Here is a 10,194-nt window from a genome sequence, read left to right as displayed (position 1 = left end):
GAGACAGGGGCAGGGGGCGGGCAGGCGTCGGTTCGGCCGCCCCCGTTTGGTGAGGCGCTTGCCGGGGCCGTGCCATCGGGCAGGTGTCTGACCGGGGGTACGGGGCGGTGACCGGCTCCCCGGCCGTCCCGTGGCGGACGGTTTCCTGACCGTCCGGTGGGGTGGGTCTGCATCGTATTGCATCTAAATAGATACATCAAGATAGATGTATCGAGAAGGATGTAAGTTGGGTGGGTGAACGGAGTTGAGCTGTTCCTGCTGGGGCGGACGCTGATGAAGATCGGCGAAGAGGCGATGCCCGCGCCGCGTGACGGCGGGGCGGGCGGGACGCGGGCGGTCCTGATCGTGCTCAGCGACATCGTCGTCCACCCGGACAGCGCGGTCGGGGAGATCACCGAGCGCACCGGGCTGCCGCAGAGCCAGGTGTCCACCGCGGTCGCCCGGCTGCGCGAGACGGGATCGGTGGTGACCGCGCCCGACCCGCGCGACCGGCGCCGGTCGCTGGTGCGCGCCGCGGAGGAGCCGTCCGAGCGCGTCGCCGAAGTGCGCGCGACCGGCATCGACGCGGCGCTGGAAAGGGCTCTCGGCGGTACCGAGCATGCCGGCGAGGTGACGACGGCGCTGGAGACCCTGGCGCGGCGCCTCCCGCCCCGGCGGCCGCGCTCCGGATGACTCCGGATAAGCGAATATCGTCAGACCATGAGCGATCTGGCCTATGACCCCTGGTCCGCGGAGTTCGTCGCGGACCCGTATCCGGCGTTCGAGCGGCTCCGCGCCGAGCGCCCGGTGTTCTTCCACGAGCCCACCGGCCAGTGGGTGATCAGCCGGTACGAGGACGTCGACGCGCTGCTCCGGGACCGCCGGCTCGGCCGGTCCTACCTCCACATCGCGGGCCACGAGGAGTTCGGGCAGGCGCCGGAGGCCGAGTTCCTGAAGCCGTTCTGGGACCTCATCCGGGCCGGGATGCTGGACGTGGAGCCGCCGACGCACACCCGGCTGCGCCGCCTGGTGTCCAAGGCGTTCACGGCGCGGATGGTGGAGGGCCTGCGCCCGACGATCAGGCGCCTGGCCGGCGAGCTGGCCGAGGCCCTCGCCGCCAAGGGCGGCGGCGACCTGCTGGCCGAGGTCGCCGAGCCGCTCCCGGTGAACGTGATCGCCGAGATGCTCGGCGTCCCCGCCGAGGACCGGCATCTGCTGCGCCCCTGGTCGGCCGGCATCTGCGGCATGTACGAGCTGAACCCGCCGGAGGAGGCGCAGCACACCGCCGTCCGCGCCGCCGTGGAATTCTCCGACTACCTGCGCGGCCTGGCCCGCACCCGCCGGGACGAGCCGCGCGACGACCTCATCACCGCGCTCACCCAGGTGGTGGACGAGGGCGACCGGCTCACCGAGGACGAGCTGATCGGCACCTGCGTCCTGCTGCTGAACGCCGGTCACGAGGCGACGGTCAACGCGACCGGCAACGGCTGGTGGTCCCTGTTCCGCCACCCCGGTGAACTGGAGCGGCTTCGTGACCGGCCCGAACTCGTCCCGACGGCGGTCGAGGAGCTGCTGCGCTACGACACCCCGGCGCCCATGTTCGAACGCTGGGTCCTGGAGGACATCACGGTCGCCGGCGTCGGCATCCCGCGCGGTGCCGAGGTCGCGCTGCAGTTCGCGTCCGCCAACCGCGACCCGGAGGTGTTCGCCGACCCGAACCGGCTCGACCTCTCCCGCGACCCGAACCCGCACATCACGTTCGGCCTCGGCATCCACTACTGCCTGGGCGCGCCGCTCGCCCGCATCGAACTCGCCGAGTCCTTCGGCGCGCTCCTCCGCACGGCACCCGACCTTCGCCTGGCCGCGGAGCCGAAGTGGAAGCCCGGCTACGTCCTGCGCGGCCTGGAGGCCCTCCACGTCGAACGCTGAGCGAAAACGAGGCCGTCAAGGGCTGAGGACGGCGGGGATCGGGATGCCGACGGTCTGGGCGAGCCACCCGAAACCGCCCAGGCCGGACGAGTCGGTCAGCTCGGCGTCCTCGCCCGCGTGGCAGAGGGCGGCGAGGTAGGCGCGGGGGTCGCGGTGGGCCAGGTCCAGCGGCGGGCGCGTGCCGGACAGGCCGAGGGCGCGCAAGGCGTCCCGCTGCGTGGTCAGGAGGGTGGACGTCGCGCCGGCGCGCTCGCCCGCGACGGTGCAGGCGTCGAGCGCGACATGGGCGGTGACGTCGCACGATCCGTCCGGGACGGGCGGGACGGTCGCGCCGTCCCGGTAGCCGGCCAGCGTCCCGTACACCGGACGGGCCTCCCGCGAGTGCGAGTAGTCGACGGCGACCGCCAGACCGGTGGACATGCGTCCGATCACGGCGGCCCAGGCGGCGCAGCGCGGATGCCCGATCTCGGCGCGGTCGCCGGGTTCGCGCAGGGGCCACCAGCGTTCCAGCCAGTCATGGTCTTCGAGGGACGGCGCGGGGCCGGGGCGTTCGGTGCCGGTGGACGGGTCGACGAGCACGGTCCGGATGCCGCCCGGTGTGCGTTCCACAACGTCCAGCGGCACGTTGTCGAGCCACTCGTTGGCCACGGCGAGTCCGGTGATGCGGTCGGGCAGGTCGGGGCGCCAGCCGATGCGGGACGAGACCTCGGCGGGGCGCGGCGCGATCTCCACCGCCGTCGGGACGAGCCGGTCGAGCAGGCCGGCCGGCACGCAGCCCAGGATGTTGCTCAGCAGGCGCCCCGACCCGGCGCCGACGTCGACGACGTCCAGCCGGTCGGGGTGGCCGAGCAGCGCGTCGACCTCGGCCAGCAGGCGGGCGAGGGCCGCGGCGAAGCGCGGCGAGGCGTGCACCGAGGTCCGGAAGTGCTCGGCCGGGCGCTCCCCGCGCCGGTAGAAGCCTTCTTCCCCGTAGAGCGCGCGGTCCATCGCCGTGCGCCAGGTCAGCCATCCGGAAACCAACGACTCCACGACAGCGACGTTACCGTGGGCAACGGGGTCCGGCGGGCCGCACGGCGCGCGGCCCGGTGAGCCCCTCCCTGCGGTGGACGCGGGTCCGACCTGCGGCTGATCCCGGACTGATCTGCGGGTACGTACGCTGTCGCCATGGTGGCGAGCACATGGGAGTGGCTGCGGCGTAAGAAGCCGCTGGTGGACGCGTTCTTCGCGCTGCCCGTCCTCTTGATGTCCCTGCCGTCGCTGCTGAACGACGCGTACGGGATCGAGAAGTGGCAGTTGGGGCTGCTGACGGTCGTGCTGACCGGGCCGCTCGTGCTGCGCCGGACCTACCCCCGGACGGTGTTCGCCGCGGTCGTCGCGATCTCGGGCGTCCAGTGCCTGCTGGGGGTGATCCCGGTGCCGGCGAACGTCGCCGTCCTCGCTGGGCTCTACACGGTCACAGCGGGCCGCACGGTCCGCTGGGGGGTGGGGGCCTTGCTGATAGCGGTGGCGGGTGCGGGGATGGCGACGTACCGGTATCCATCCGGCGGCGACGACCGGAGGCTCGCTTTCATCACGCTGATGGTGCTGGTTTCGGGTGTGTACGTCCTCGGCCTGCACATGCGTACGCGCCGCGCGTATCTGCGTTCGGTGGAGGAGCGGGCCGAGCGGCTGGAGCGGGAACGCGACAACGAGGTCAAGGTGGCCATGGCCGCGGAGCGCGCGCGCATCGCCCGTGAGCTGCACGACGTCGTGGCCCACAACGTCAGCGTGATCGTGGTGCAGGCGGACGGCGCGTCCTACGCCATCGACACCGACGTGGGACGGGCCAGGCAGGCGCTCGAAGCGATCTCCTCCACGGGACGGACGGCGCTGGCGGAGATGCGGCGGCTCCTGGGCGTCCTGCGAGAGAACGACGATGCGGGTGCGTTCGCGCCGCAGCCGGGCGTGGCGCAGCTGGACGACCTGGTCGAACAGGTCCGCGCGTCCGGGCTGGCGGTGGCGTACGAGGTGGACGGGACGCCTGCGGCGATGTCGGAGGGGCGCCAGCTCACCGTGTACCGGATCGTCCAGGAGGCGCTGACCAATACGCTCAAGCATGGTGGCCCGCGGGTTACCGTTTCGGTCCGGTTGCGCTATGCGGAGGACGCGCTGGAGATCCGGGTGGACGACGACGGCCGCGGCGCCGCGGCCGCCGACGACGGTCGCGGCCACGGCCTCGCCGGGATGCGGGAGCGCGTCGCCGTGTACGGCGGCACCGTCCGCGCGGCCCCCCGCCCCGGTGGCGGTTTCGAGGTGATCGCGCGGATCCCCGTGCACGAGGAGGTTGCGGCATGACGACGTGCGGCGAGCGGAGCGGCGGCAGGCCGCTTCCCGAGGGTCGCTCCCCTCGGGAGGACGCGGCATGACGGTGGAGGGCGACGGGGTGGCGGGGCCGATCCGGGTGGTCCTGGTCGATGATCAGGAGCTGGTGCGGGCCGGGTTCAAGATGGTGCTGGACGCGCAGCCCGACATCGAGGTCGTGGGCGAGGCGGGCGACGGGGTGCAGGCGGTCGAGCTGGTGCGGCACGCGCGGGCCGACGTGGTGCTGATGGACGTCCGGATGCCGCGGATGGACGGGATCGAGGCGACCCGCCGGGTGGTGGCGGAGTCCGGCCCGAAGGTCGTCATCCTGACCACGTTCGACCTCGACGAGTACGCGTTCGCGGCGATCAAGGCGGGCGCGGGCGGGTTCCTGCTGAAGGACGCGGGGCCGGCGCAGCTCATCGAGGCGATCAAGGCGGTGCACTCGGGGGACGCGGTGGTGGCGCCGAGTACGACGAAGCGGCTGCTGGACCGGTTCGCGGTGCATCTGCCGGACGCGGAGGACAAGGCGGGCGGGGCGCTGGAGACCCTGACCGAGCGGGAGGGCGAGGTGCTGCGGCTCGTTTCGCGGGGCATGTCGAACGCGGAGATCGCGGGTCGGCTGTACGTCTCGGAGGCGACGGTGAAGACGCACATGGGCCGGATTCTGATGAAGCTCGGCCTGCGCGACCGGGTGCAGGCGGTCGTGTTCGCCTATGAGACGGGCCTGGTCAAAAGCGGTCAAAGAGGTCACGGCCTGTAACGGCTTGGTCACTCCGTGATGACTTTTTGTCTTCATCATGGTGTTCACTATTGGCCTACCTGAGAGTAGCTGGGTAACTACCGTACGCGACGCCGTCTTCGCGGGCGACGTCGGCAAATGTCAGCTCGGGCCTGCTAAGCCCATGTACGGGAGGACTCTCGTGTTCAAGAAGCTTGCCGCCACCGGCATCCTCGGCTTCGCCGTCGCCGGCTCCGCCCTGGCCGCGACGCCCGCCTACGCCGCCACCTACGGCGGTGGCTGGGACCACCACGGCCACCACGGCCACGGCCACCCCAAGTACAACGCCCAGAGCTCCGGCAACTTCGGGCTCCTGAACGGGAACAACGTGATCGTGCCGATCTCCGCCGCGGTCGACGTCTGCGGCAACGCCGTCGCCGTCATCGGTGTCGCGGGGGCCGGCTGCAAGGGCGGCGCATCCAGCCACAACTGATCCGCATGTACGGGCTCCGCGCCCGTCGATGAAGCGCCGGGGGCCCTGGGTCCCCGGCGCTTCGGCGTTCAGGCACTCGCGCCTGGCCGGGGGAGCCTTCAGATGAGCCGCCGACCGGGATCCCGCGACGGCGCATGGCCGGGGAGCCCGTACGCGTCGGTGGAAGGAGTGACGGGTTCGTACGACTCAGGTCGTACGAGGGGGCGGCGGATAGCCGTGAGAGGGACGCGGAGCGTGGCCGCGGGGGCGATGGCGGGGACGGCGCGGATTCCTAGCGTTGAGCCTGATCGTCCACGACCTTGAAGGAGTCACCGTGACCAGCACGTTCACCGGCCCGCCCGGGGGATTTCCAGCAGCGGCGGTACCGCCGGCCGTCACCGCCCAGGGTGTGTCGAAGGTGTACGGGTCCGGTGACGCGGCCGTCCACGCGCTGCGCGGCGTCAGCGTCGGGTTCGCCCGCGGCGCGTTCACCGCGATCATGGGCCCGTCCGGCTCCGGGAAGTCGACGCTGATGCACTGCCTGGCGGGGCTGGACACCGTCACGAGCGGCCGGATCGTGCTCGGCGACGCGGAGATCACCGGGATGGGCGACCGGCAGTTGACGATGCTGCGCCGCGACCGTGTCGGGTTCGTGTTCCAGGCGTTCAACCTGCTGCCGACGCTCACCGCGGAGCAGAACATCCTGCTGCCGATGGAGCTGTCCGGCCGCAAGCCCGACCGGGCGTGGTTCGGCCAGGTCGTGGACGTCCTCGGGCTGCGCGACCGGCTGAAGCACCGGCCGAGCGAGCTGTCGGGCGGCCAGCAGCAGCGGGTGGCGTGCGCCCGCGCGATCGTCGCCCGCCCCGAGGTGATCTTCGCGGACGAGCCGACCGGCAACCTCGACTCCCGGGCGGGCGCCGAGGTGCTGGGGTTCCTGCGCTCCTCGGTCCGCGAGATGGGGCAGACGATCGTGATGGTCACCCATGACCCGGTGGCCGCCTCGTACGCCGACCGGGTGGTGTTCCTGCGGGACGGCGAGACGGTGTCCGAGATCGTCCAGCCGACTCCGGACGCCGTCCTCGACCGGCTCAAGAGCCTGGGGGCCTGATGCTGCGCACGACTCTGGCGGGCCTGCGCGCCCACAAGCTGCGGCTGCTTCTGACGGCGGTCGCCATCACCCTTGGCGTCGGCTTCATCTCGGGGACGTTCGTCCTGACGGACACGATGGACAAGGGCGTCGCCAAGACGTTCGCGAAATCGGCCGACAAGGTGGATTTCGCGGTTCTGCCTAAGAGCGATGACCCGGACGAGGGCGCCCCCGCGAAACTGCTCCAGAAGGTCAGGGCGCTGCCTGGCGTGACGGACGTCCACGGCGTGGTGAAGGGCGATGCCGCCCTCGTCGGCAAGGACGGCAAGGGGGTCGGTGATTCCCCGACCGTCGGCATGTCCGTGGCGTCCGGACGGCTGCTGCGCTACGACGTCGACAAGGGGCGGCCTCCGTCCGGTGGAGGCGAGACCGTCCTCGACACCAAGGTCGCCAAGCGGGAGGGGTACACCGTCGGCGACACGGTGTCCGTCCTGGGCGAGAAGCACCGCGTGCACAAGTTCAAGGTCGTCGGCCTGGTCGACTTCGGCATCGACCAGGAGGCGAGCTTCCGCGGCGCGGTGGGCTTCGACTCGGCGACCGCGATGCTGATGACCGGCCAGAAGACCTACCGCGAGCTCGACATAGCGGGCGGGAACGAGGCCGCGGTCAAGGCCGCGGCCGGCGCCGGGTACGACGTGTACACAGGGGAGGAGCTCGGCGCGCGGCTGGCGAAGGCGGCGGGCGCCGACACCAAGATCATCCAGACCGGGCTGCTGATCTTCGGGCTGGTCGCGATGCTGGTGTCCGCCCTGGTCATCTACAACACGTTCTCCATCCTGATCGCGCAGCGGATGCGGGAGATGGCGCTGCTGCGCTGCGTCGGCGCGACCCGCCGGCAGGTGTTCGGCGGCGTCCTGGCCGAATCCGCCGTCGTCGGCCTGGTCGGCTCGCTGCTCGGCCTCGTCGCCGGGGTCGGCCTCGGCGAGGGCGCGCTGGTCGCGGTCAGCAGGTTCAACGCCGGCGTGGCGGTCGCCGGGCCGTCCCTCGCGGTGCGGACGATCGTGCTCGGGCTGGCGGTCGGCATCGTCGTGACCGTCCTGTCCGCGCTGCTCCCGGCGAGGGCGGCGACGCGCGTCGCGCCGGTCGCCGCGCTGCGTGCGGACCTGGAGCCCGGCAGCGGACGCTTCCGGCTCGGCTGGTTGCGCACGGCGATCGCCGTCCTGCTCGGCGCGGCGGGCCTGGGCCTCGGGGTGCTCGGCTCACTCGTCATGGGCAAGGGCCAGAACGCGATGTTCACGGTCGCGTTCGCCGGCGGTGTGTTCTTCCTCGCCGTGATCGCGGCGATGCCGGCGCTCGTCCGCCCGCTCGGACGGCTCGCGGGCGCGGTCCCGGCGCGGCTCGGCGGCGTCCCGGCACGGCTCGCGGTCGCGAACGCGCAGCGCGCGCCCCGCCGCACCGCGACAACAACGATCGCGCTGACCGTCGGCGTCGGGCTGGTGAGCCTGTTCGCGGTCGTCGCGGCGAGCGGCAAGGCGACGGCGTCGTCCGAGCTGGAGGAGCAGTTCCCCGTCCAGTTCCAGGTCCGGGCGCAGGACTACGACGGATCCGTCCCGCAGGCGCTCACCGAGGCGCTGCGCAAGCGGCCGGAGGTCACCGACGTGGTCGAGTCGCACCGCAAGGACACCAAGGTCGGAGACGACGACCAAGGCGAGATCTACACGATCACCAGGTCGGCGCTCGGCAAGATCCTCAAGCCGGAGATCAAGCAGGGCACGCTGGCCGCGGCCCTCAAGCCGGGGACCGCGATGGTGGACGACGACACCGTCGCGAGGTCCGGCCCCGGCCTCGGGGAGACGGTCCAGGTCGAAACGGCGCACGGGACCGTCCCGGTCAAGATCACCGCGGTGTACAAGGCCGGTGCGAGCCTCGACGGGATCATCATCCCGGAGTCGGACTTCACCCGGTACTTCGGTGCCCAGGACCCGGTCGACATCTACGTCAAGACCCGCGACGGCCTTCCCTCGTCGCAGGCCCGCAAGGCCGTGGACGAGGCGGCGCGGCCCTACCCGGCCGCGAAGGTGGTGTCCTCCGCCGAGTTCGAGGAGACGCTGACCAAGGCGATCGACATGATGCTGATGATCTTCGGCGGGCTGCTCGGGCTGGCGATCATCATCGCGCTGTTCGGCATCGCGAACACGCTCACCCTGTCGGTCGTGGAACGCACCCGCGAGTCGGCGCTGCTGCGCGCCCTCGGCCTCACCAAGCGCCAGCTCCGCCGGATGCTGTCGGTCGAGGCCCTGGTCATGGCCGTGATCGGCGCGTTCACCGGGGTCGTCCTCGGGATCGGGTTCGGCTGGGCCGCGACGAACGCGATGGCGTCCGACTCGGTCTTCGCACTGCCCTACCTGCAGGTGATCGGCTTCGTCGTCCTCGCGGGCGCGGCCGGGATGGTCGCCGCCGTCATGCCCGCGCGCCGCGCCGCGCGGACGTCCATCGTCGAGTCCCTCGCGCATGACTGAATAGGGGCCGGGTGACGATCGTCACCCACCGGACCGCGCGGCCGGGTCCCGCGGGTACATTGGTGCGCGCACGTCCGGTACCCACCTTGAGGACTGGAACGAACCGATGGACCCACAGGTCACGCCCTCTTCCGGCATGCCCGCGGAGACCCCGGAGGACCGGCCCGCGCGCCTCGCGGTCGGCGTCGTCGGCGCCGGCCGCGTCGGCACGGCGCTCGGCGCCGCGCTGGCGCGCGCGGGCCACCGCGTGGTCGCCGCGACCGCCGTCTCCGAGCGGTCGCGGACCCGCGTGGAGGAACGCCTCCCCGGCGCGGACGTCGCCACGCCGCACGACGTGGTCGCCGCCGCCGACCTGGTGCTGCTGACCGTCCCGGACGACGAGCTCCCCGAACTCGCCACCGGCCTGGTCTCGGCGGGCGTCGCGGTGACCGGCAAGCTCGTCCTGCACACCAGCGGCCGGTACGGGACCGCCGTCCTCGACCCGCTCACCCGCGCGGGCGCGCTGCCGCTGGCCCTGCACCCGGTGATGACCTTCACCGGACGTCCGGACGACGTGAACCGGCTCACCGGCATCACGTTCGGCGTCACCTCGCCCGAGCCGCTGCGGCCGGTCGCCGAGGCGCTCGTCCTGGAGATGGGCGGCGAGCCCGTCTGGATCACCGAAGAGGCCCGCCCGCTCTACCACGCCGCGCTCGCCGGCGGCGCGAACCACCTGGTCACCCTCGTCATCGAGTCGATGGACCTGCTGTCGCGCGCGGGCGTCGCCGAACCCGGCCGGATGCTCGGCCCGCTCCTCGGCGCCGCCCTCGACAACGGCCTCCGCCTCGGCATCGACGGCCTCACCGGCCCGGTCGCCCGCGGCGACGCCGGCACGGTCGCCGGCCACGTCGCCGAACTGTCCAAGGTGTCCCCGGAGAGCCGCCGCGCCTACGTCGCCCTGGCCCGGCTGACCGCCGACCGCGCCCTCGGCGCCGGCCTCCTCAAGCCCGAGGACGCCGAACGCCTCCTCGAAGCCTTGGCCGACTGACAGTGAGGATGTAGGTGAGCACCTCCCGGCGGGGTCTGACCCACCGACTGACTGACCAAGGGTCCTCAACCGGATCTGTCGATCTGGCCGGGAGGTGCTCGTGTGCGCTCACCGGACACG

9 protein-coding genes are annotated in these 10,194 nt (G+C 72.2%); 8 read left to right on the top strand and 1 reads right to left on the bottom strand.

Annotated features, from left to right (window positions below):
* Nucleotides 1–234: 234 nt before the first annotated feature.
* Together E1293_RS39355 and E1293_RS39350 are read left to right on the top strand one after the other, a co-directional pair.
* Entirely contained in the window at nt 235–672 is a 438-nt protein-coding gene (locus E1293_RS39355) for a MarR family transcriptional regulator (protein WP_132203962.1), read from the top strand.
* 27 nt (nt 673–699) lie between these two features.
* Nucleotides 700–1,908 carry a cytochrome P450 gene (locus E1293_RS39350; protein WP_132203960.1) on the top strand — a complete coding sequence of 403 codons (1,209 nt, stop codon included), beginning with the start codon at nt 700–702 and terminating at the stop codon, nt 1,906–1,908.
* A 15-nt stretch (nt 1,909–1,923) separates the two neighbouring features.
* Here the strand turns inward: E1293_RS39350 and E1293_RS39345 are convergent, their stop codons facing one another.
* A complete protein-coding gene (locus tag E1293_RS39345; protein WP_341770241.1) occupies nt 1,924–2,937 on the bottom strand; it encodes an SAM-dependent methyltransferase in 1,014 nt (337 codons plus the stop codon).
* A gap of 135 nt (nt 2,938–3,072) precedes the next feature.
* Between E1293_RS39345 and E1293_RS39340 the strand changes: the two genes are divergently transcribed.
* The 6 genes from E1293_RS39340 (at nt 3,073) to E1293_RS39315 (ending at nt 10,074) form a co-directional block, all read left to right on the top strand.
* Nucleotides 3,073–4,242, top strand: a complete 1,170-nt coding sequence (locus E1293_RS39340) for a sensor histidine kinase (RefSeq protein WP_132203958.1) — start codon at nt 3,073–3,075, stop codon at nt 4,240–4,242.
* Nucleotides 4,243–4,309: 67 nt separating this feature from the next.
* Nucleotides 4,310–5,011, top strand: a complete 702-nt coding sequence (locus E1293_RS39335) for a response regulator (RefSeq protein ID WP_132203956.1) — start codon at nt 4,310–4,312, stop codon at nt 5,009–5,011.
* Between the two features lie 160 nt (nt 5,012–5,171).
* The gene (locus tag E1293_RS39330; protein WP_243717229.1) at nt 5,172–5,462 is read left to right on the top strand and encodes a chaplin family protein; all 291 of its coding nucleotides are present in this window, start codon (nt 5,172–5,174) and stop codon (nt 5,460–5,462) included.
* Nucleotides 5,463–5,775: 313 nt separating this feature from the next.
* Entirely contained in the window at nt 5,776–6,549 is a 774-nt protein-coding gene (locus E1293_RS39325) for an ABC transporter ATP-binding protein (protein ID WP_132203952.1), read from the top strand.
* The gene (locus E1293_RS39320) at nt 6,549–9,047 is read left to right on the top strand and encodes an ABC transporter permease (protein ID WP_132203950.1); all 2,499 of its coding nucleotides are present in this window, start codon (nt 6,549–6,551) and stop codon (nt 9,045–9,047) included. Before E1293_RS39325 ends, E1293_RS39320 begins: the two co-directional genes overlap by 1 nt.
* A gap of 106 nt (nt 9,048–9,153) precedes the next feature.
* Nucleotides 9,154–10,074, top strand: a complete 921-nt coding sequence (locus E1293_RS39315; RefSeq protein ID WP_243717227.1) for a Rossmann-like and DUF2520 domain-containing protein — start codon at nt 9,154–9,156, stop codon at nt 10,072–10,074.
* Nucleotides 10,075–10,194: the final 120 nt, after the last annotated feature.

The sequence above is a fragment of the Actinomadura darangshiensis genome, assembly GCF_004349235.1.
Classification (GTDB): domain Bacteria; phylum Actinomycetota; class Actinomycetes; order Streptosporangiales; family Streptosporangiaceae; genus Spirillospora; species Spirillospora darangshiensis.
This window is presented reverse-complemented; position numbering and strand designations above follow the sequence as displayed.